Origin of the sequence: Halalkalibacter okhensis (genome assembly GCF_000787375.1) — a bacterium.
Lineage (GTDB): Bacteria > Bacillota > Bacilli > Bacillales > Bacillaceae_D > Halalkalibacter > Halalkalibacter okhensis.
Window position 1 is genome coordinate 27,224 of the sequence record NZ_JRJU01000009.1, and the last position, 21,164, is coordinate 48,387.

Genomic DNA, 21,164 nt, shown 5'->3' on the forward strand with positions numbered 1-21,164 from the left:
CTCTCACTCACTTGTTTGCAGATTGTTGCCCCTTTGTATCTTTCTTTTCTTTGTAGTCAATATATATGGCAATCACTAGCCCTACGATAGCTCCCGATGTAACTATGGTTCGCCTAGTTCCTAATTCAAAAGGATAAATATGAATGATACTTTCTAAAAACGCTCTACCGTAAATCACCGTATCAAACAACGACATTATTAATAGCATTGAAATCAAAATCACAAAAAAAATGAAGGTAACCACTCTTAACTCACCTCAAGCTTTCACCTTACTCCTTCTTTATCGTTACCATTTCAGCAAAGTTTATGTAAACTTTCCAATATCGTACAAATCAAAAAGAAAACTAGCACTGTGCTACGTGCTAGCTTACTTAAGAGTCCCCGTTGACACGATTCTTACTTCTACATGCGTGGTTATTTCTGCTCGACTGAAAGCTTCTATCCACTTTTCTTTAGACCACCCTCGTGCATTATACAATCTGAAATAATCGCCAAATCCAATGGGATCCACTTCGTTTTCTTGAAAAAAGGCTAGTGCTCGTAGTACTTTTTGCTCAAGATGTTTACTCGCGTCTTCTTCGACCTCAAACCGATTCTTTCGACTAGACAAATGCCTCGTTCCATCGTAATCAACAACACTACCTCGGGCATATAGATGTACAAATATTTTCGGTTTTTCTAAATTTCCATTTACTTTTACATTGACATCGGACGTAGTAAATTTCATTATGAATTGTTCTTCCCCCGTTCCATCAGCTGAGGGAATGGTAATCGACAAAGGAGGAAGATCCTTTTTTCCTTTCATCGCTTCAACTAACTTAGCCTCTTCAGGTTCTAATGTATCTACCATTTGGTCATTCTTGAAAATCGCAACCTTCGTGATTTTTAGCGAATCGCCATTGACGCGCTCAAGGTAAGGAACAGATGGATCAGACACTTCATCAGTATTTCGATTAATAAAATTATGAATGGTCGAAAAAGGACTAAATGCTGTCATCGTTCTTGGAGTGAGTAATTCATTAATATAATTGTTAATTTCCGGCTTATCCTTATATGTTGCTGACAAAATATCCTCTACATTTCCTTTTACAACAGCGATAAAGATATTAGAACCCACTTGAGGATCCCGATAAAGGTTTTCTAATACTTTCATTGCTCCTCTTTTTCTTGCAAACTCCTCGCTAAATAACACGACACGCAGTTGGGCAGCTGTAAGGGTTTTTTCTGTTAAAGTTGATATATCCATCATTGCTTGATGAGGCAACTGAACCGTTGTTGTAAATTGTTGAACTTGTTCTTCCGCATCTTTTGATGGTTGCGGCAACGTAAGAGAAAGCTTTATATTGTCTTGATCAATATAATCAAAGCCCATTACGCCAACCATCCCTAAATCCTCTATGACTGGATGCTCTAAATTAGGATCAGCACATCCAATAAATACGAATATTATCGTCATAAATAATAGTGTCGCTTTTTTCACGAAGCCACTCCCTTCTCTTTTGAATCCTTCCCTAACCTATTTTTTATTTTATGAATGAGAAGCAAAAAGATTGGTGACAAGTTCAACGTATAGGCGAAATACGTACTCCAATCATGTAAAATGATTTCTTGAATGTGTATTGGAATCGGGCCAATTATACTGAATGTAGCTATTAAAGCGACAACATACACATGCCACGTCCGATTTTTATGTTGGTTAAATAAAGCATCCATTCCTTTTTTCGCCACCCATAAATATGTGGCCGACGTGGAAAGAACAAGAAAGACCCAAAGAGTTGTACCAAAGTTCTCAATCCGTTCAACAAACGGCATTTGAATGGCTTGAAATAGATTTAATACCGGGTATATCAAGTTATCAATTTGCCATGGTGAAAAGTATGTCACAGCGGTAATTGATACGAGAAAATAATAAAAAACGGCAATCCATACGCCTATTGAAGCATGAAGAAAAGCTTTATCTTGATTTTTAATATAAGGGAAATAAAACATAATTAAGCCGTATCCAAACATCGCAATGGAACCATTATATAATGCATCTAGCCAGGCACTTCCACTTACTTCAAATGTTGGAACAACATGTAGTAAATTTCCCGCTTGTACTGGCCACTGAAGAAAAGCAATCATCCACCCTGTCATAAAAAAGGAAAACATACAAAAACGAGCAACCGATTTTATCCCTCCAAGAACAATACAAATGACGACAAAAAAAAGACAAATTGTAAATGATAAGATTGTAAAAGTAGGCAGAACGATCGATTGAACGAGGCGTACATATTCTTGCCCAACCGTTGCTGCTCCAATAATTCCGTACAATAAAATCAACATATTTATTGCTTTTCCAATGATTTTTCCAAGCAATTTCTCTATTATTTTAAATAGAGAATCATCTGGGTACCTTTTACAAAGCATGATAATTGGGACTAGATTCAGATTCGTTAATGCTCCTAATATGATCGGAACAAGCCACTGATTGTAACCGACCATACTTAAACTGTTCGGCAAGGAAAACAACCCAATCCCAATCATCGTATTTTGAATTAAGAACACAACGTGAAATCCATTTAATTTCTTAAGATTACCTGTATCCATACTGTGATTACTCCTCGTCTAACGGTCTTATTAGGTCTTTTTTGGCTCTAGATATTCCCCATCTTTGAACCATAAAGTTACCCGGAACTCGGATCACTGAATTTAGCAAGTCTGACCATTTCCTCGGAATCACTGGTGTTATATACGGTGAACCTAATGAAGTCATATTGGATAAATGATTTATCATCCATGCCAGCACTATCATTTGTCCAAACATTCCTAACGCCCCAGCAAAAATAATGTAAATATAGCGAATAAATCGAATCGCATTACTCATTAAGTAACTTGGAGCAATAAAGGATAACAACGCAGTTACAGCAACTAATACGATGAGAATATTACTTGCAAGGCCTGCTTCAACAGCGGCCGTACCAATGACAATCCCTCCAACAATACCAATGGTTTGACCAATTTTCGTCGGCATTCGAGCTCCCGCCTCACGCAGAACTTCAATGACAAGTTCAATAATGAGAGCTTCTAACACGGGAGGAAAAGGAACTTGAGCTCTTGACTCTGCTAATAATGTCAATAGCTGTGGTGGCAGCATTTCTGGGTGAAAGGTTAAGACGGATACATAAGTAGATGTTAAGAAAATAGAGATAAAAAAACCAGCTAACCTCAACGTTCGCAGAAGACTTGCCGTGGTCCAGCGATTGTAATAATCTTCAGGTGAAATAAACATTTCCCAAAATGATGCTGGCAATATCGCCGCTTCTGGACTGCCATTCATCATGACTATTATTTTTCCATTGAGTAAAGAATCAACTGTATTGTCACTTCTAACCGTTATGCCAAATTGCGGAAAAGGCGAGAAAGGTTTGTCTTCTAACATTTGTTTTAGTACTGGCATGCCAATGAAGCCATGATATTCAACGTTTTCAAGTCTTCTTTGCACCCGATTTACATTTTCATCATTCGCTATATTGTCCATATATAACATCACCACATCGTTTTTCGTTTCGGTTCCTAATAAGAACGATTTAGATTTTAATTGTGGTGACCGAATTCTTTTTTTGATAAGAGAGATATTTGTAGCCACACTCTCGACAAATGCATCTTGCGGACCCATGACAGTTGTTTCATTTTCTGGAGTTGTAATCGAACGGTCTGGAGCACTGTACGTATCGATCTCAATAATTTCATCTTCGAATAGTAAGACGGTATACCCACTGCAAACATCATGAATCAGCTTTGGCAATTCATCTTCTTTCAAAGTTGAGTAATTTTTAAAAATTTCATCAGCGGATGTAGACGATGACTGATTAAGCGGATTAAACACCAATTCATCAATAATGGAGGTTTCAACAATGGTATTCAAATAAATAATGGTTACTGTTTTATCACCAATCTTGATATCCTTCATGACAAAATCGTCTACATCAGCTAAACTCGTTTGAATGGCCTCTTTTGTAATAGGTTCTTTAATGTCCGGATTAGCAAGATTTTTATCATGTGGTTGAGGAGGAAATAACTGTTTAAATTTGAAACCCTTTCTTCTCCTACTCATTAAACACCCCTCCATATAATTGGTCCATAAGTAAAACGTTCCCAGTTCCAACTTGAAATATGTGTGATTATAAACGATTAAAAAATGAAAAAGAGCGTCAAAAGTTTTTTTCACTTTTGATCGCCCTTAGATTTCAACGTTTCATATATAACATCCAATCATTTTCTTCAATGATCTTAGAACAGTTAACTAATTTTTCTCCTGCCATGTAAACAAACACTTCTTGTTCACCTTCATCTGTGTATACTGTTTTTTTTACTCGTTCATACTCATTTGACGAACGATCAGCTACATAATCTTCAAGTTGATCGAGCTTGACTAATTCATCACTTGTCACCTCATATAATTCACCTGTCACTGTCCTATGAGAATGTTCTTTTAAGACCGGATAGCCATACCCTGTATCATGTAATTCACCATATAACCAAGCCGTTAAAGAAATTAATTTAGCTTTTTTTAAGTAATGATTATTTGATCCCCCTTTCCTTAATGTCCCATATACAAAGACTAGATAAGTTTGTGTACTCACCCGATCACTCCCTTTTTTTATATCATACTTCTACACAATCGTTGCCATTCTTTTTGTCATTCGCTTGATCAATCGGTCTGCTTCCGCTAAGACCGTTGACTTATCAAGCGTTTTCATGATGCGATTCTCCATCACAATTTTCCCGTTAATAATCGATGTCACAACATCAGCTCTTGTAGCTGAGTAAACAATGCGAGAAATAGGATCGACATCAAAGGATGGATACGTATGGAAATCGTGTAAATCTAACATCACTATATCTGCTTTTTTCCCCACTTCAATACTTCCAATTTCATTTTCTAAACCAATCGCTTTTGCCCCACCAATCGTTGCCATTTTAAGAACGGTCTTGGCATCCATCGTCGTTGGCCCATGAAGAGGCTTTTGAATAAGGGCAGCCAAACGCATTTCATTAAACATATCCAAATTATTATTACATGGGGCCCCATCTGCCCCGAGACTGATCGAAATCTGCTCGTCTATTAAACTAGGAATCTCAGCAACTCCTGAAGCTAGTTTCAAATTAGACCCTGGACAATGACTAACATGAATTCCTTTTTCTTTTATAATCCTTTTTTCATTTTCATTTAACCATACACAATGGGCCAAAATAAGTCGATCATTCGCTAATCCAATACGGTCTAAATACTCGATATTTCTTAGACCTGTTTCACGTTCGACAATTTCGATTTCACCGCGGTTTTCTGAAGCATGAGTATGGACATGGACACCATACGTTCCTGAAAGATGGGCCACCTCTTTTAATAGCTCTTCGGTACACGACACAACGAACCTAGGGGAAAAGGCATATTTGATCCGGCCACCATCATAGTTATGCCATTTCTCTAACAAATCAACACTTTCTTGGATCGACTGATTCGTATTTTCACGTAATAATTTCGGCACTTCCTCGCCTTTATCCATCATGACTTTCCCCGATAACGCTCGTATTCCACTTGAAGCAATGGCTTGAAAAGCTGAATCCGTATGATGCACTGTCTCCATATCAACAATGGCTGTCGTCCCACTTTGAATCAATTCACCAATTCCTAGTAAAGCTGAGTAATAGAGTGATTCTTCATCATGTGCAGCCTCTAATGGCCAAATTCGTTTTTTCAACCAATCTAATAACTCTAAGTCATCTGCTCTGCCACGAAATACCGTTTGGCACAAATGGATATGCGTTTGTACAAAACCTGGGATCACTGTTTTGTTCGTAGCATCAATCACTTTCTCTACAGCAGCAGAGGACAGATTGGCACCTATTTCTTTAATTCGGTCATCTTCAATTAAAAGATCGCCAACAAAGATTTCATTATTTTCATTCATCGTTACAATTTCAGCTTGCTTGATTAATAGTTTACTCATGAGCCCACCTCGACCTAATCAATTTAATCAAACAAAAAAAGCTACAAAAAATATGCATTAGTGACCACTGAATTGGTATATTTTTCACCTTTTCAATCGGCAATCACACACATTTTTCGTAGCTAGGAATTTACGGTTCCAAGTAGATACCCTCGGTCCATATTACTCAAGGTTATACGAAATTAGAAGTAGCTATTTTAGTTGACTACAATGCTACTATACGTAAAAGCAAAAGTTATTTCTATGAACAAGTTAGATAATCTCTCATGAGTTTTTAAATTTTATCGTTCTAGTACCTCTCTATTTTTTGTCGTTCTAGCTTCATTCCAATTCCCGATTCAATTGCCTCTAAATGTCGACGATCTTTGGGCGCAACAAAGGTAAAAGCGACCCCCACTTCTTTTGCACGGCCCGTTCTTCCTATGCGGTGTATATAACTTTCAACATCATGTGGAATGTCGTAATTGAAAACGTGGGTCACCCCTTCCACATCTAACCCACGCGCAGCGACATCGGTTGCCACTAAGTATTGAATTTGGCATTCTCGAAAGGCTTTCATGACCTTTTCTCTTTTGGCTTGAGTCAGGTCGCCATGTAGTTCGTCTACGAGGTATCTTTTTGCTAATAGCGCTTCCGTTAACTTGCTCGCTCGTCGCTTTGTACGGCAAAAAATGATTGCTAGAAACGGTTGTTCATTTTTCATGACCATTCGCAGCGTATCTTGCTTCGTTCGATCGGTTGTTTCAACTACAATCTGTTTAATTGAATCAATGATGACATGTTGTTGTTTAATATAAATATCCTCAGGATGCTTCATATATTCATTCGCTAGCTTCCGAATGTCTTCAGGCATCGTTGCAGAAAATAACAACGTTTGTCTATCGCTAGGCGTTTCGTGAATTACTGCTTTTACATCCTGTAAAAAACCCATATGTAACATTTGGTCTGCTTCATCTAATACAAGGGTTGAAACGTCGCTTAGATCAATCGTCTTCCTTCTAATATGATCAAGTAGCCTCCCAGGCGTTGCAATGACCAATTGAATAGATCCTTTTAATTTATGGAGCTGCCGCTCAACATCTTGACCTCCATATACGGCAAGTACATCTATAGATACATGCTCTACCATTTTTTTTGCTTCAGTCGTAATCTGTAAAGCTAGCTCTCTCGTTGGAGCAACAATCAATGCTTGAACAGTTGATTTTGTTGGATTCATTCTTTCAATAATAGGAAGAAGAAAGGCTAATGTTTTCCCCGTTCCCGTCTGTGCTTGAGCGATAAGATCCTTGCCCGAAAAAACAATGGGGATTGCTTTTTCTTGGATGGGGGTAGGACTTATTATACCGTATGATTTCAACCTTGAAGATAATTGGTGACTAACACCTAATTTTTTAAAATCGTTCATTTCTTTCCCTGCTTTCTCACATAACAGATTGAACATGTGCGTTTATCATTGTACCATAGTGCAAAAAGAGAGTAGCTCAACGTTAGAGTTACTCTCTTATCATCTTAACTTAGAAGCTTACTTTTCATACAAAGATTATTACGTCCCTGATGACACAGGTACAGGTTCCTTCTCTGCCGTCTCTTTCTCTTTCCCTTTTCCTTTACCAAAGAAAATATTGCGATCACGATACATTAAGAATGCACCAAGTAAACAAGCGAAGAAATCTGAAATAGGGAAAGCCAAAAAGACTCCATACACACCAATGAAATGTGGCAATATAAGCACGAGTGGGATTAAAAAGATCAATTGGCGTGACAAAGATAAAATTAACGCTTGCTTTGGTTTTCCTAAAGCTTGATACAACCCACTACTAATCACCTGAATCGTAATTAAGAAAAAGGCAGCAAACATAATTCGTAAATACTCTGATCCTGCGTCAATAACGACGGGATCAGATGTGAAAATCATCATCAACCAATTTGGTACAGCCATAATTAAGATAAAAATGAAAAGCGAAATAATGAATGTTACCTTCAAACTAAGGATAACTGTTTCTCGTAAACGGTCAAAATTTTTCGCTCCGTAGTTGTAGCCAACAATCGGCTGCATCCCTTGCATAACACCAAGCATTGGCATAACTGTAAACATGATAATTCGCTGAATAATCCCAAATATTCCAACATAGAGATCGCCTCCAAAACGGATCAGCATCGTATTGATTGCAATCATCATCACACTTCCAGCTGCCGTTTGAGCGAATGCTGGCAAGCCGACTGCAACGACCTCTTTTACAATGGAATATTTAATTTTCAGATCGACCATTCGAAGCTGCAAGGAGCTTTTTCCTGTTAAGAAATATCGTAGAATAACAATTGTCACAGAAGCTTGAGAGATGACTGTTGCAACCGCAGCCCCTTGTACACCCATGTTAAACCCAAAAATAAAAATAGGATCTAAGATAATATTAACGACAGCTGGAATGATCATCGTCATCATTGCAAACCTGGCATTTCCTTCTGACCTGACAATGTTATTTGTTGCAAATGCAAAAGAAAAGAAAAACGTCCCTAACAAAATCGGAAACATGTAATCAATTGAATAGCCTAATATATCAGGAGTAGCACCAAATAGTCGTAAGATAGGTTCAAGTATCGTGAAAGCACCGATCATCCCTAAAAGACTAATGATGAGAATAACTGAAATAATATTTCCAAATACAAGGTTCGCCTCTTCTTCTCTCCGCTCTCCTAATCTTCTAGAGATAACAGAAGCTCCCCCAATCCCCATAGCCGCAGAGACGGCCATCATAATCATCATCAGTGGAAATGCAATGGTAACTCCCGCAACCGCGTCAATTCCCACCCCATAAGAAATAAAAATCGTATCAACAACATTGTATAGCGCCATAACAAACATCCCAATCATAGCTGGGATGGATAAGTTTTTTAACAGCTTAGGAATCGGTTCGGTACCGAGCCGTTCACTTTGCATTTTTTGTTTCATTCACACAGACCAACTTTCTACTTTTGATAAAAATTTGCCACTCTACGTAAAAAAGAGAAAAACAACTGTTTTTCCTCATCAGAAAAATGATTCATAAGCCTGGCATCCATTTGGCCCATTTCATTCCATAGTTTTTCTTCAAGTACTTTCCCTTTTTCCGTTAAACTAATGATTTTCGAACGTCTATCTTGTTCACTTTCTTTCTTATTGATCAAATCATTTTTCAACATCGAATCAATGATTCCATTCATTGTAGATGCCTTAATATATAGTCGATTTTGTAAGGCAGATTGTAAAAGTTCATGATGCTCTGCTAATAGATAAAGCACCTTGAACTGGGCATTTGTCACCCCGTACTCTGCAATCTTTTGATTAAATTGATTTTGCATAAGGTGGGCTACTACGCCAATTTGATAGCCAATTCTTTCCTCTAAATTTCTTTCCACAATTACTTAGCCCCCTAACTATTGTAATAAGATCATACAACGATCTCCCCTCACATTCAACCATTTATTTCGAACATCTAAATAGTTTTATAATTTTGTTAAATACACCCCTGCCTAGTCTCTTTCATATACTATTCTATGTTTTGGCTTTATGCAGAAAGGAGCAAAACAATGGAACTTACTGCCCCACATTGGATTTACTTGATTGGCACATTTATTATTATCATCACCATGCTCTTTAGACAAAATGTCGTCGTGCCAGCTGTGTTAATGACTTTTTTTGTAGGCTGGGTCTATACAGGTTCATTTTCAATTGGGCTTCAATCGATTTTCCAAGCGAGCTTAACAGCTGCTGCTGAGCTCTTTAACATTTTTCTTATTATTGCGATTATGACCGCCTTGCTTCATTCATTAAGAGCAATCGGTGCAGATGAGCAAATGATTACCCCTTTTCAACGCGTGATGAAAAATGGTCATATTTCCTTTTGGGTGATTGTCTTTGTCACATATGCGATTTCTTTGTTTTTCTGGCCAACACCAGCTGTTCCATTAATTGGTGCTTTACTCATTCCGGTAGCGATTCGGGCTGGGTTGCCGCCAATCGGCGCTGCCATAGCCATTTCTTTAGCCGGTCAAGGGATGGCGTTATCTGCTGATTATATGATTAAAATTGCGCCGATGTTAAATGCCACATCAGCAGGAATTGATGTTGGACCTGTTGCAGACAGAGCGTTAGTTTTATCACTAATTACGGGTGCTGTTGCATTAACGTATGCTTATTTCTCCATTCGAAAATCAATCAAAGCGCCTTCCCGAGAGCACTTAATCACATGGGAAAAAGCAAGCCATGCCAAAATGGAGGAGGAGCCACTTACGCCTATCCATTCAAAAAAACACCGTGTATTTTTCGCATTGTTGGTTCCTATTTCCTTTTTAATCATTGTGATCTACATGGTGCTTTCCATGTTTACAGATTCGATTCCAGACATGGAAGGTGGTGCGGGAGCATCTTTAATCGGAGGGACTGCCGTTGTTTTATTAGTAGCAGCCTCAAGTTTTTATAATTTCAGAAAATCGCTCGCCAATGTTAGTGATTTTTTAGTGAAAGGGTTTGTCTTTGCCTTTAAAGCAATGGGACCCGTCATTCCGATTGCTGGGTTCTTCTTTATCGGTAGTGGAGAATTTTCTGCCAAAATCTTCGGGGTGGATGCAGAACAAGCTCCTTCTTTCTTATTTGATCTCGTTCAAGCTGGTCAGCAAGTCATTCCTGAAAGTTCGATTTTGGCTGCTTTTGGAATTCTATTCATTGGGATGATTACCGGTTTAGACGGATCAGGGTTCTCCGGACTCCCATTAGTAGGCTCCCTTTCAGGAGCATTAGGTGAAAGCATTGGAATCGATGTGGCTACTCTGGCTGCTATCGGACAAATGGGTTCCATTTGGGTCGGAGGAGGTACTCTTATCGCATGGTCCTCCCTAGTTGCTGTAGCCGGTTTTGCAAAAGTTCCTGTCATGGACCTTGTGCGCAAGGCATTTATACCAGTTATGTTAGGACTGATTGTTTCAACGATTGCTGCACTGTTGTTGTTTTAAACATTCGCGCACCCACAACGAAAAAACAGCTGAACCAATTGGTTCAGCTGCTTTCAATGATAACTTTCACTCTTCCCACTTGACCATCCTGTAGTCTAACCTTAATCCCATGTGGGTGATTGGGTGACTTCGTTAAGAGGTCTTTGACAATTCCTCTCGTTGTCTTCCCCGTTCGTTGATCCTGCTTAAGAACAATATCCACTTCCATACCTGGTTGGATGTTCTTTCGCTCTTGTCCTGATTTTGCCATAGTACCCACCTTATCTTCCTTTATTAATCGTTGTCATTATGACTTTCATCTTGATAATGAGGATGATCAGCCTCCGCATCTGCTCCCATTATATTGTATATCCCAACAATAGCAAGCAAAATCGCCATAGCAGAGATCACCCAGGTTCGAACGGTTTTTGACATCATGATCTCTCCATTTCATTTTGAACAAGTTTTGTTTTTTGCAAGCGAAGTGCATTTAATACGACTGACACAGAACTAAAAGCCATCGCTGCACCTGCGACCCATGGCGCTAACAGCCCTACGGCTGCAATCGGAATCCCAAGCGAATTATAAACAAAGGCAAAAAATAAGTTTTGCTTAATGTTTGTCATCGTCTTTCGACTCATCATAATCGCATCAGCTACACTATTCAAATCTCCTCGCATTAGGGTAATATCAGCTGCTTCTATGGCCACATCCGTTCCCGTCCCTATTGCCATTCCAATATCAGCAACGGCAAGGGCGGGGGCGTCATTTAATCCATCTCCTACCATCGCAACTTTTTTGCCTTCTTTTTGCAACCTTTCAATGACCGCACTTTTCTCTTGAGGTAGAACTTGGGCTACGACATTTTCAATACCCACTTGTTTTGCAATGGCTTCTGCTGTTAACCGATTATCTCCTGTTAGCATAATAACTTCAAGACCTAACTTGTGAAGCCTTCTGATTGCTTGTTTTGAAGTATCTTTTACCGTATCAGCAACGGCCACTAGTCCAGCATACTGCCCATTGACGGCTATAAGCATTGCTGTTTTTCCTGCTTTTTCAAGCGCGAGCATCGGTTCATTTGCTTTTTCATAGGCAATATTTTGGTCTTCAAACAACTTTCTAGTCCCCACGATTAATGCATGACCATTTACATTAGCAAAGATTCCATGTCCAGGAATTGCTTCAAATTGACTTGTCTCTAGTAAATTAAGCTTCTGATCTTTAGCATAGGTCACAATCGCTTGTGCCAATGGATGCTCTGATTTCCCTTCGGCTGAAGCAACCATTTGAAGTAAGTCATTCTTTTGTATCGAACCTTCCGTTAGAAAATCCGTTAACATCGGTTCCCCTTTTGTGACTGTTCCTGTCTTATCAAGAACAACCGTTTCAATTGATTGCGTATTTTCAAGATGCTCTCCACCTTTAAAAAGCAATCCCAATTCTGCGGCACGGCCAGACCCTGCCATAATGGAGGTCGGGGTGGCAAGTCCAAGGGCACAAGGGCATGCGATAACAAGAATAGAAATCGTTGGAATTAAAGCCGCACCTAAATTACCTGGGGTTATAAGAAAATACCAAACTAAAAATGAAACAACAGCTATAACAACAACCACTGGAACAAAAATTCCTGAAACTTTATCCGTCATTCGTTGAATGTTTGCTTTTGATCCTTGGGCATTTTCAACAATTTTAATAATTTGAGATAATGCCGTATCTTTCCCTACCTTAGTTGCTTCCATCGTTAACGAACCGTTTTTGTTCATAGTTGATCCAATGACTTCATCTCCTGTATGTTTATCTACGGGGATGCTTTCACCTGTAATCATTGACTCATCTACTGCTGAATGTCCTTTTAATATCTTACCATCAACTGGAATTTTCTCCCCTGGCTTTACCAGTAGGTGATCCCCCACTTGCACATCTTCAAGTGGAATGCTAACTGCTTCTCCATGCCGAACTACCGTAGCAGTTTTCACTTGTAGACCTAATAACTTTTGAATCGCTTGACTAGTTTTCCCCTTTGCCCGTGCTTCAAAAAGCTTTCCAAGAACAATAAGGGTAATGATTACAGCTGACGTTTCAAAATATAAATCAGGCATGGCATTTCCACTCTCCATTGCCTCTATCCCTAAATAGATGCTATAAAAATAAGCAGCTGATGTTCCAAGGGCAACAAGAACATCCATGTTGGCACTTTTGTTTCTTAATGCTTTATAGGCCCCTGTATAAAATTGTGCTCCGACGATAAATTGTACAGGTGTGGCAAGAGCTAATTGTACCCACGGATTCATAAACATCTCAGGCATCCAAATAAACGAAGTAAATTCAAAATGGGTTACCATCGACCAAAATAATGGCAATGTTAAAATCGCAGCAAATAAAAATTTACCAAGTTGAGCGTCCATTTCTTTTTGCTTCGCATCCACTTGTGAACTTTCATCATTTTTCTCTTTTAATCCAAAACCGAGCTTTTCAACGGCTTCTTTTATGTCAGTGGTTGTAACGACTCCATCTACATATTCAACAGTTGCTGTCTCAAGTGCAAGATTGACTGTCACTTTCTCTACGCCCTCTAACCGATTTAGCTTTTTCTCTATCCGATTTGAACAAGCTGCACAAGTCATCCCTATTACATGAAAGTCTGTTTTTAACACTTGAACCTCATAACCTAGTTTTTCAATTTTTTCCGTTACTTGTTGAAGACTTGTTTTGGCGCGATCAAACGTAACACTTGCTCGTTCCGTTGCCAAATTTACATGCACATCATAAATCCCATCCATCCGCTTGATCCCTTTTTCAACTCTGGATGAGCAAGCCGCGCAGGTCATTCCTCTGATTGAGAAAGTCACTTCTTCCTTTTCCATTGTTCTTCCCCCTTCCACTCAAGCAAATCATATACATTACCCCCTGAGGGTATATATTTTTATAAAAGAAAACGTGTCAAATTGACACGTTACTTTAGAAATTAGACTACATCATACCCTTGATCTTCAATCTCTTCCTTAATTGAATGAAGAGAAACACTATTTGCCTCAAAATCAACAACAACGGTACCTTCTGCTAAATTCACTTCAACAGAGCGAACCCCATCAAGCTTCGCAACACTTCCCTCAACAGCTGAAACACAATGATTGCAAGACATTCCTTTTACTTGTATAGTTGCTTTTTCCATATTGTTCATCACCTTTGCTTACATATGATACATGTATCGTACCATACCCACCCAGGGTAATCAAGAGGCTAAAAATTGTTTTTTTAGGTCTTTGTTAACCGTTCGATGACATCCATAAGCTCTGCAATCGACTCATCGCCGCTTCCGCTTTTAATGGCATCAGCAACACAGTGTTTTGTATGATTTTCCATTAGCTGCAAACTGACTTTCTTCATCGCTGCATTAATAGCAGAAATTTGTATGAGAATATCCACACAGTAACGTTCATTTTCAACCATATTTTGAATCCCTCTAACTTGGCCTTCAATGCGTTTAAGTCGATTCACCAACTGTTCTTTTTCACGAGAATGTCGATGATCTATTTGTTTTAACTCTATTTTTTTTGACATCGGCGAATCTCCTCCCTATTATTTGTAATTCTACTATCTTATAAAAACAACGCCATGTCAATGTCTAGCCAAACACGGAATGGTTATGTTCACTTGAATCAATTTGTTCAGGAAAAAATGTATCTACTTGTTCCAAAGCAAAAAAAACAAACATTACAAGAAGAAACACAATAAGAGGATTTCTTAAAAAGGTCACAATAACTGATTTTGACTCCGCGTGAAAGAGTCGAATGGTAATAACAAGAACGATCAAACTGATCATAAATAAAAATTTTAATAATGTGTCTTCTTGCCCAATTGGAGACATTTCCCCAACCATCGCTCCCATCATTCCCCCCATTAATCCAGCTAACATTCCTTCGAGTGTGGTAATCAACTGATGAGGTAATCCTATAAATGCACCGATTGTCATACCAATCACAATTCCTAGAATGGTAGATTGAACAAAGTCTCCCCTTAGCAAAAAGCCCATAATGGTTCCAAATAAAACCCCAGCGGTCATCCCTCCAGCCATCGCTGTCATCATAAGACTCATTTGAGAGTCATGACGATTTTGAACAATAACTAGATAATAACAAAGAAAAAGGACCGTCGAAGCAATGAAAAATACCAACAAGCCAAAAGACATACATACCCCCCCTTATCTAGAAGGCACTAAAAGGGACAGCTTCCTTTTTAAGTGCCTCCCTCCTCTTATTTATCATCCTATTTCGATGAAGGAAGGAATAGTACAAGTGGTGAGGATTGTCTAGAAAAAAAGCAGGCCCATCAAAAAAAGATGGAACCGGCTATTGATAAGTAAGTGCTTCTACTTCAGCAATTTCAGAAACAATTTGTTCAATTGGAATGGCGAGTCCATGTCCCTCTACTTGACTCCCGATTGAAGGAACAGACCTTGCATAGACGACCCCTACAACTTCTCCTTCTTGTGATAACACAGGACTGCCACTATGCCCTGGAAAAATCGCATTTGAAATCTTTAGCACCTGATATGGGGCTTCATCATTTAAAATTTCTCCCTCATTTACAATTTGTGTTTGTGAGAGCGGACTGCCTATAACATAGATTTTTTCCTTCTCTATGGCATCTTCAATCCGAAGTGGCAAATAGGGAACATCGCTGCCATCAATCTTTAACAAAGCCACATCAAGGTCTTCATCAGACTCGACGACTTGCGCATGAAAAATGTCTCCACTTGGAAATACAACAGCAAGAGGCTCCCGATTCTGAATCACATGATAATTTGTTAAAATAAATCCATCGGCTGAAATCGCAAACCCCGTTCCTCGTCCTCCAGTTCCTTGAATGGTTACTACAGCCTCCATGTATTCAGCAATGTGCTCTTGTTGGCTTAATTCATCTGATGTTCGAGCTAATTCACGAGAATCCAATGAAAATAAGTTTAACCATATGTTAGCTACTTGAAAGATTAGCAGAAGAGCAATTCCAAGCCCTATCCAGCGGACCAGAATTTTTTTTGACTGTTTCTTTTTCATTTCCTCTTCTGTTTCCTCTTCATCGAACAGAAAATCCTCAGGCTTCGGGACGTATTCCTCTTCTTCAGACTTGTAATCATCTTTCATTAGATCACCTACTCACATTTAAAAACATTGCCATTCTTTTTTATCAAATAACTGAATTAACAGGAGACCTCGGTTTTCCACCTTGTAGGACTGAAATGATATTGTCGGCAGCGATTTCTGCCATATCTCGTCTCGCCTCCACCGTTGCATTGCCAATATGCGGGGTTAAAATGACATTATCTAATGATTTTAATCCTTCAGTTACCTCAGGTTCAAATTCAAATACATCTAGTCCTGCACCAGCAATTATTCTATTTTCTAAAGCACTCACTAACGCATCCTCATGAACGATCGGCCCTCTAGCTACATTAACTAATAATGCTCGAGGCTTCATGATCGACAATTCTTTTTCTCCAATGAAGTGTTTTAATGAAGGTTGGTAACTCATATGTAAACTGATCATGTCGGCTTCTTGTAATAGATCATCTTTATTCAGATATGTACAGTCTAATAATTGTTCATCTTCATCAGAAAGGCGTGTTCTATTATGATAAACAATGTTCATATCAAATGCTTTAGCCATCTGGGCAACTTTCTTCCCAATGTTCCCCATCCCAAAGATACCTAAAGTTTTCCCACGAAGCTCTGTTCCAAGATGGAACAATGGTGCCCAGCCTTCAAACTGACCAGCACGCGTTAGCTTATCTCCTTCCACTAGCCGCCTTGATAATGAAATAAGAAGCCCCATCGTTAATTCAGCCGTAGCATAAGTCGAAACGATAGGCGTATTGGTGACATGAATGTTTTTCTTTGTGGCGGCTTCTATGTCAATGTTATTAAAGCCTGCGCCATAGTTCGCAATAATTTTCAAATCAGGTGCAGCTTCGATAATTTCCTGATCAATGGTATCAGATAAGATTGATAAAATCGCATCTTTTCCTTTTACCATTTGTAAAATTTCACTTTTGGTCATAGGTGTAACCGTATCATTCATGGTTACTTGAAAATATTTGCTTAACTTTTCATATGCGATATCAGGAATCTTTCCTAAAACAGCAACCTCTTTCAACTTTCACACGTCCTCTCTAACATCATCTCTTTTATATTACCAAAAATAAATAAGAGATAACACTTCAATCTACTAGAGCGAGTTATTGGTCGTTACACTCAAATTGCATTATACTGTGTATAAAAGAAATTCAGTAGGAGGAACACATGGAGCTAATCACTTTACAGAAAGTACAAGACTTAATCAATTCATACGCCCATCAAGAAGTGTATTTACACTTAGAAACAACAAATGGTGCCTATGCTTCTCATAATGACGCTTCTTTTTTTTCAGCAAGTGCCTACATAAGAAATGCTAAAATCACTTATGAAAGCGGCAAAATTATTGGCGATGGTCCTTTTCGTGTCGGCTTAAAGCTTGAAATTGGATGGGTATACGCCGAAGGTTTAACGCATTATGAACTAGATGAATTCGGTCGTCTCCTCCTTGCTGGACATGGAAACGACGGAAAATTAGCCGTTGCATTAGAACTGAGCAAAACACCTTTTGAATAGGGAGGCATAAATTCATGAAAAAAGAACGACAGATCCTTGTCATTTTCCCCCATCCAGATGATGAAACATTTGGAGTATCTGGTACTATAGCGATGCATGTTGCAAACGGAACACCGATAACATACGCATGTCTAACACTTGGTGAAATGGGAAGAAATCTAGGAAATCCACCATTTGCAACACGAGAATCATTGCCCAACATCCGCAAACAAGAATTAATTAAGGCAGCAGAAGCAATGGGAATTGACGACTTACGGATGTTAGGCTTTCGCGACAAAACACTTGAGTTTGAAGACGACGAAGAAATGACCGTCATGATGAGTAACCTAATTGCAGAGTTGGATCCATCCTTAATCATCACCTTTTACCCGGGCTACTCTGTTCATCCTGATCATGAAGCCACTGCTCGCGCTGTAATTGAGGCGGTTAGCCGGTTAGATGAGAGCAACCGCCCCACGGTTCATTGTGTCGCTTTCTCCAATGGACATGAACAAGAAATCGGCCCTGCTGATATCGTGAATGATATCACCCCATTTGCTGAGCAAAAAAAAGCAGCGATGCGAGCCCACCTCTCCCAAACTGCTTGGATGCTCCAAGAACTTGAACCCAAATGGGCAAGCGGAGATAAAGTAGCACTTGAATGGTTACAAACAGAGCGGTTTTGGACATATTCATTTGAGTAGTTCAATATGAATGGGTCCATCAAGAGGTACCTCATAAATTATCGGCCACCTCTTGATGGGACACCTCTCTGGTTCCGTTTCCCATTTTCAGGTTCCAGCTGTCCACTCTGATTCCCCACTTTCTTGATTTTTCCCTTTTTCAGGTTCCAGCGCTCCACTCTGATTCCCCACTTTCTTGATTTTTCCCTTTTTCGGGTTCTAGCTCTCCACTCTGGTTCCCTAATTTCTTGATTTTTCCCCTTTTCGGGTTCCAGCACTCCACTCTGGTTTTCATGTAGACTTGCACGTTTTCTTCAATCCCGTTATAATATATAACTTGTGAAATAGAAGTAGATAAATAGAAGAGGTGATTCGGTGCTTTTAACTAAGTTAGGGGCCGAGGAGGAGAAAAGAAACCCTGAAGAGCTAGAGCAGGACTTAGAAAATTTAGAGTTTCAAATGTTTCGTATGCAAGCCAACGTTAAGGAAATCGCAAAAAAGCGACAAATCCTAGGAATAGAACAAACAAAAGAAGAAAAATGGGTGATTGTGTCTATTGTAGATGATGGGCATGCATGTAAGATCATGCTAAATGACTGTGAATCTGCCTTTCGTGGAAGTTGGGATTTCTCGATTCAAGCCAAATATGAGGATCAGTCCACGATTCACATCGGTGACATTAAGGGCGAAGAAAACCGTGGCTACGGCTCGATCTGCATGGATTATTTAAAGGAACATGCACAAGATCAAAACGTCCAATACATTAAAGGCGACCTCGCCGAACGTGATTGGGACCATCTTGACAGACTCATCCATTTTTATGAGAAACATGATTTTGATATTGACGTTGACCACGAGAATCAAAGTGGATCAATTGTTTGCCAGCCCCATTGGTAAGATGGGGTTTTTTGTTTTGTATTTGTTTATACTAATACATAAATCAACCATTCAATAAAGCTTTCCATTTAGATTACTTATCACAAGATTCGCTTCTATTTCTACTTAATCATAATCTGAATACATCTAACATTGAAGTAAAAAATAATAACAGGATAATTGTTAATAAACTGGGTGAAAACAATGAATGATCATAAACAAAAAGATAATGTTCCACTATTTGATAAATACAGCATCATCGGATTCATAGGGATCATAGCCGTTTTTTACATTTGCTGGCTCCTTCATAATCTAATGTTACCTTAATTAAACACGAAAAATGGCACTAAAAAATGGCTTTTCTAGTGCCTCCAAATTAACCTTTCCATTGGCGGTTTCATATGAACTCATTTTCCAGTTAACATATATCCTAATGTACCTGTTACAATTCCTAACAGCGCCCCTCCTAGCACCTCTTCTGGCATATGGCCAAGACGCTCACGTAATTTTACATTTTGATCACTTTTGCTATGATTTGGGTCATGCAATCCTGTTAACCGGTTTACTTCATCACTCATATCATTTACTTTTATCGTTAATTCACCTGTTTGTCTTCGAATTCCTTGAGCATCGTACATAACAATTAAGCCAAATACAGTCGATAATGCAAAATCAACCGAAGAAATGCCCCGTTCGAGTGCAACGAATGTAGCTAAGGCTGTCACACCTGCTGAATGGGAACTCGGCATCCCTCCTGTTTCAAATAACAAACCTGTATCCCAGTTTCCCGTTTTTGCTTTTTGGATGGGGATTTTTAACGATTGGGCGATGCCAATTGTTGTTAGAGCCGTAACCATTGGTCGATTCATCTCTTTCACCTCATGTATATCGTTTGAAATGAATCGAAAAGTATACACTCAGTTGCAAAGAAGCCAATGAGAAAGGTATAGCAATAGCTCGGCACATTGCTTAAAAGCACATCACCAGTATAAATTTGATGTGCCCTTCGCTTTTTAATCTATGGTCTGATCATGCTTTTTCTTTTTCCTTTTGTAATGAGTCAGCATGATAATAATAAGGATCACAATTGGGACAAACACTGGACTTAATCCAATGATAAAAACAATAATGCTTGAGAATGCTTTTAAAGCTACATTGATGGTATCAATGAATAATTTTTTTGAACGATCCCATGTATTCAAGTCGTCTCCTTGAATGCTTGAAGTTCCAATTGAAACCTCATTGATCGTAATCGTTATAGTAGACAGCTCGACTTGATTTTCTAAAAATTGCTTTCTTCCTGTCATTTGCTCGATTTCCTCTTGTACTTTTGCTAAATCATTAGAAATCTTTAATAAATTCTCCGTATTATCTGCCTGTTCCATAAATCCTAACAATCGTTCTTCTACGACTAGCTTAGCGTTAAGACGTGATTCTACATCTACATACTCTTCGGTTACATCACTTCCATGGGTACTTTGCTCAACTATTTTTACATCTGTACTTCCGATCTCTTCAAGAAACGGTTGAAAATCCTGTTTTGGCACTCGAAGTACAATCGTTCCAAACAAGTTGCCCTCTTCCCCTTCATGCTGGTGAGATTCAACAACATAGCCACCTAATTGATTTACTTTTTCTTTAATATCATCTCGAGCTACATAGAAATCCTTCACTTCTAATGTCACATATCCTTGATAGATGACCATACGATCTTCAACTTGTGTACTGATTTGATTCAGCAACCCACTATCCATATCGTTTTGTTCAGTGGAAGTCACTACTTCTGCTTCTTCTGTCATTTCTACATCGGAAACTGCAAAATCATACGCCTCATTTTGAGTACTACAAGCACTAATAACGAATACTAAAAAAACCATTCCAATGTAATTCTTTATTGTACCCATCCTACACACCTCCGTCTTTACACATGAGACGAAAGGAGTAACAAGATAGTTTCTACTTGCGAATTTACTTTTGCTTGACCTTCTCTTCACATGGGATACAAAGTTAACTTA

The 21,164-nt window shown here is 38.8% G+C and carries 22 protein-coding genes, 1 pseudogene and 1 riboswitch; of the genes and pseudogenes, 4 read left to right on the forward strand and 19 right to left on the reverse strand.

The window, feature by feature from the left end:
* Positions 1-7 precede the first annotated feature (7 nt).
* From LQ50_RS08445 to LQ50_RS08485, 9 genes and pseudogenes are all read right to left on the reverse strand, one after another.
* Positions 8-244 carry a hypothetical protein gene (locus LQ50_RS08445; RefSeq protein ID WP_034628151.1) on the reverse strand — a complete coding sequence of 79 codons (237 nt, stop codon included), beginning with the start codon at positions 242-244 and terminating at the stop codon, positions 8-10.
* 123 nt (positions 245-367) lie between these two features.
* Entirely contained in the window at positions 368-1,480 is a 1,113-nt protein-coding gene (locus LQ50_RS08450) for a Ger(x)C family spore germination protein (protein WP_034628152.1), read from the reverse strand.
* Entirely contained in the window at positions 1,477-2,589 is a 1,113-nt protein-coding gene (locus LQ50_RS08455) for a GerAB/ArcD/ProY family transporter (protein WP_034628155.1), read from the reverse strand. The genes LQ50_RS08450 and LQ50_RS08455 overlap by 4 nt, the downstream gene beginning before the upstream one ends.
* A gap of 7 nt (positions 2,590-2,596) precedes the next feature.
* The gene (locus LQ50_RS08460) at positions 2,597-4,096 is read right to left on the reverse strand and encodes a spore germination protein (RefSeq protein ID WP_084138679.1); all 1,500 of its coding nucleotides are present in this window, start codon (positions 4,094-4,096) and stop codon (positions 2,597-2,599) included.
* Positions 4,097-4,229: 133 nt separating this feature from the next.
* On the reverse strand, positions 4,230-4,625 hold the full coding sequence (locus LQ50_RS08465; RefSeq protein WP_034628158.1) for a gamma-glutamylcyclotransferase family protein: 396 nt from the start codon (positions 4,623-4,625) through the stop codon (positions 4,230-4,232).
* A gap of 30 nt (positions 4,626-4,655) precedes the next feature.
* Complete coding sequence (locus LQ50_RS08470) at positions 4,656-5,993, reverse strand: 5'-deoxyadenosine deaminase (protein ID WP_034628160.1); 1,338 nt, start codon at positions 5,991-5,993, stop codon at positions 4,656-4,658.
* Between the two features lie 99 nt (positions 5,994-6,092).
* A riboswitch (purine riboswitch) is annotated at positions 6,093-6,193 on the reverse strand.
* Positions 6,194-6,288: 95 nt separating this feature from the next.
* Positions 6,289-7,398: pseudogene (locus LQ50_RS08475) on the reverse strand (DEAD/DEAH box helicase); the annotation flags it as partial.
* 138 nt (positions 7,399-7,536) lie between these two features.
* Entirely contained in the window at positions 7,537-8,943 is a 1,407-nt protein-coding gene (locus LQ50_RS08480) for an MATE family efflux transporter (RefSeq protein WP_034628161.1), read from the reverse strand.
* A 17-nt stretch (positions 8,944-8,960) separates the two neighbouring features.
* Positions 8,961-9,389, reverse strand: a complete 429-nt coding sequence (locus LQ50_RS08485) for a MarR family winged helix-turn-helix transcriptional regulator (protein ID WP_034628163.1) — start codon at positions 9,387-9,389, stop codon at positions 8,961-8,963.
* Positions 9,390-9,560: 171 nt separating this feature from the next.
* On the opposite strand from LQ50_RS08485, the gene LQ50_RS08490 reads away from it, so the two are divergent.
* Positions 9,561-10,982, forward strand: coding sequence for a hypothetical protein (locus LQ50_RS08490; RefSeq protein WP_034628165.1), 1,422 nt, complete (start codon positions 9,561-9,563; stop codon positions 10,980-10,982).
* A 43-nt stretch (positions 10,983-11,025) separates the two neighbouring features.
* Here LQ50_RS08490 and LQ50_RS08495 read toward each other — a convergent pair whose 3' ends face one another.
* From LQ50_RS08495 to LQ50_RS08525, 8 genes are all read right to left on the reverse strand, one after another.
* The gene (locus tag LQ50_RS08495; RefSeq protein ID WP_034628167.1) at positions 11,026-11,232 is read right to left on the reverse strand and encodes a YwbE family protein; all 207 of its coding nucleotides are present in this window, start codon (positions 11,230-11,232) and stop codon (positions 11,026-11,028) included.
* A gap of 23 nt (positions 11,233-11,255) precedes the next feature.
* Positions 11,256-11,396, reverse strand: coding sequence for a hypothetical protein (locus LQ50_RS25395; protein WP_161784671.1), 141 nt, complete (start codon positions 11,394-11,396; stop codon positions 11,256-11,258).
* Positions 11,396-13,828: a heavy metal translocating P-type ATPase gene (locus LQ50_RS08500; RefSeq protein ID WP_034628169.1), complete on the reverse strand. Its 2,433-nt coding sequence runs from the start codon at positions 13,826-13,828 to the stop codon at positions 11,396-11,398. The genes LQ50_RS25395 and LQ50_RS08500 overlap by 1 nt, the downstream gene beginning before the upstream one ends.
* Positions 13,829-13,929: 101 nt before the next feature.
* On the reverse strand, positions 13,930-14,136 hold the full coding sequence (gene copZ / locus LQ50_RS08505; RefSeq protein WP_034628172.1) for a copper chaperone CopZ: 207 nt from the start codon (positions 14,134-14,136) through the stop codon (positions 13,930-13,932).
* An 83-nt stretch (positions 14,137-14,219) separates the two neighbouring features.
* Positions 14,220-14,525, reverse strand: a complete 306-nt coding sequence (locus tag LQ50_RS08510; protein ID WP_034628175.1) for a metal-sensing transcriptional repressor — start codon at positions 14,523-14,525, stop codon at positions 14,220-14,222.
* Between the two features lie 64 nt (positions 14,526-14,589).
* The gene (locus LQ50_RS08515) at positions 14,590-15,153 is read right to left on the reverse strand and encodes a hypothetical protein (RefSeq protein WP_034628177.1); all 564 of its coding nucleotides are present in this window, start codon (positions 15,151-15,153) and stop codon (positions 14,590-14,592) included.
* A gap of 160 nt (positions 15,154-15,313) precedes the next feature.
* A complete protein-coding gene (locus LQ50_RS08520; RefSeq protein ID WP_034628179.1) occupies positions 15,314-16,108 on the reverse strand; it encodes a S1C family serine protease in 795 nt (264 codons plus the stop codon).
* A gap of 43 nt (positions 16,109-16,151) precedes the next feature.
* Positions 16,152-17,117 (reverse strand): 2-hydroxyacid dehydrogenase family protein, encoded by a 966-nt coding sequence (locus tag LQ50_RS08525; RefSeq protein WP_034628180.1) that lies wholly within the window; start codon positions 17,115-17,117, stop codon positions 16,152-16,154.
* A 146-nt stretch (positions 17,118-17,263) separates the two neighbouring features.
* Between LQ50_RS08525 and LQ50_RS08530 the strand changes: the two genes are divergently transcribed.
* The 3 genes from LQ50_RS08530 to LQ50_RS08545 all read left to right on the forward strand — a co-directional run bounded on the left by LQ50_RS08530 (position 17,264) and on the right by LQ50_RS08545 (position 19,170).
* Positions 17,264-17,611 (forward strand): YojF family protein, encoded by a 348-nt coding sequence (locus LQ50_RS08530; protein WP_034628181.1) that lies wholly within the window; start codon positions 17,264-17,266, stop codon positions 17,609-17,611.
* A 14-nt stretch (positions 17,612-17,625) separates the two neighbouring features.
* Entirely contained in the window at positions 17,626-18,294 is a 669-nt protein-coding gene (gene bshB2, locus LQ50_RS08535) for a bacillithiol biosynthesis deacetylase BshB2 (RefSeq protein ID WP_034628182.1), read from the forward strand.
* Between the two features lie 354 nt (positions 18,295-18,648).
* Positions 18,649-19,170: a GNAT family protein gene (locus LQ50_RS08545; protein ID WP_034628187.1), complete on the forward strand. Its 522-nt coding sequence runs from the start codon at positions 18,649-18,651 to the stop codon at positions 19,168-19,170.
* Between the two features lie 386 nt (positions 19,171-19,556).
* On the opposite strand, the gene LQ50_RS08550 is transcribed toward LQ50_RS08545, so the two are convergent.
* The gene (locus LQ50_RS08550; RefSeq protein WP_034628188.1) at positions 19,557-20,018 is read right to left on the reverse strand and encodes a divergent PAP2 family protein; all 462 of its coding nucleotides are present in this window, start codon (positions 20,016-20,018) and stop codon (positions 19,557-19,559) included.
* A 144-nt stretch (positions 20,019-20,162) separates the two neighbouring features.
* On the reverse strand, positions 20,163-21,053 hold the full coding sequence (locus LQ50_RS08555) for a DUF4349 domain-containing protein (RefSeq protein WP_034628191.1): 891 nt from the start codon (positions 21,051-21,053) through the stop codon (positions 20,163-20,165).
* Between the last annotated feature and the right edge of the window lie 111 nt (positions 21,054-21,164).

What these genes read in the sequence shown, in the direction of transcription:
- LQ50_RS08455 (WP_034628155.1), bottom strand. Translation starts at nt 2,589, where the DNA reads ATGGATACAGGTAATCTTAAGAAATTAAATGGATTTCACGTTGTGTTC.
- LQ50_RS08460 (WP_084138679.1), bottom strand. Translation starts at nt 4,096, where the DNA reads ATGAGTAGGAGAAGAAAGGGTTTCAAATTTAAACAGTTATTTCCTCCT.
- LQ50_RS08470 (WP_034628160.1), bottom strand. Translation starts at nt 5,993, where the DNA reads ATGAGTAAACTATTAATCAAGCAAGCTGAAATTGTAACGATGAATGAA.
- LQ50_RS08480 (WP_034628161.1), bottom strand. Translation starts at nt 8,943, where the DNA reads ATGAAACAAAAAATGCAAAGTGAACGGCTCGGTACCGAACCGATTCCT.
- LQ50_RS08490 (WP_034628165.1), top strand. Translation starts at nt 9,561, where the DNA reads ATGGAACTTACTGCCCCACATTGGATTTACTTGATTGGCACATTTATT.
- LQ50_RS08495 (WP_034628167.1), bottom strand. Translation starts at nt 11,232, where the DNA reads ATGGCAAAATCAGGACAAGAGCGAAAGAACATCCAACCAGGTATGGAA.
- LQ50_RS25395 (WP_161784671.1), bottom strand. Translation starts at nt 11,396, where the DNA reads ATGTCAAAAACCGTTCGAACCTGGGTGATCTCTGCTATGGCGATTTTG.
- LQ50_RS08500 (WP_034628169.1), bottom strand. Translation starts at nt 13,828, where the DNA reads ATGGAAAAGGAAGAAGTGACTTTCTCAATCAGAGGAATGACCTGCGCG.
- copZ (WP_034628172.1), bottom strand. Translation starts at nt 14,136, where the DNA reads ATGGAAAAAGCAACTATACAAGTAAAAGGAATGTCTTGCAATCATTGT.
- LQ50_RS08510 (WP_034628175.1), bottom strand. Translation starts at nt 14,525, where the DNA reads ATGTCAAAAAAAATAGAGTTAAAACAAATAGATCATCGACATTCTCGT.
- LQ50_RS08515 (WP_034628177.1), bottom strand. Translation starts at nt 15,153, where the DNA reads ATGTCTTTTGGCTTGTTGGTATTTTTCATTGCTTCGACGGTCCTTTTT.
- LQ50_RS08520 (WP_034628179.1), bottom strand. Translation starts at nt 16,108, where the DNA reads ATGAAAGATGATTACAAGTCTGAAGAAGAGGAATACGTCCCGAAGCCT.
- LQ50_RS08530 (WP_034628181.1), top strand. Translation starts at nt 17,264, where the DNA reads ATGGAGCTAATCACTTTACAGAAAGTACAAGACTTAATCAATTCATAC.
- bshB2 (WP_034628182.1), top strand. Translation starts at nt 17,626, where the DNA reads ATGAAAAAAGAACGACAGATCCTTGTCATTTTCCCCCATCCAGATGAT.
- LQ50_RS08550 (WP_034628188.1), bottom strand. Translation starts at nt 20,018, where the DNA reads ATGAATCGACCAATGGTTACGGCTCTAACAACAATTGGCATCGCCCAA.
- LQ50_RS08555 (WP_034628191.1), bottom strand. Translation starts at nt 21,053, where the DNA reads ATGGGTACAATAAAGAATTACATTGGAATGGTTTTTTTAGTATTCGTT.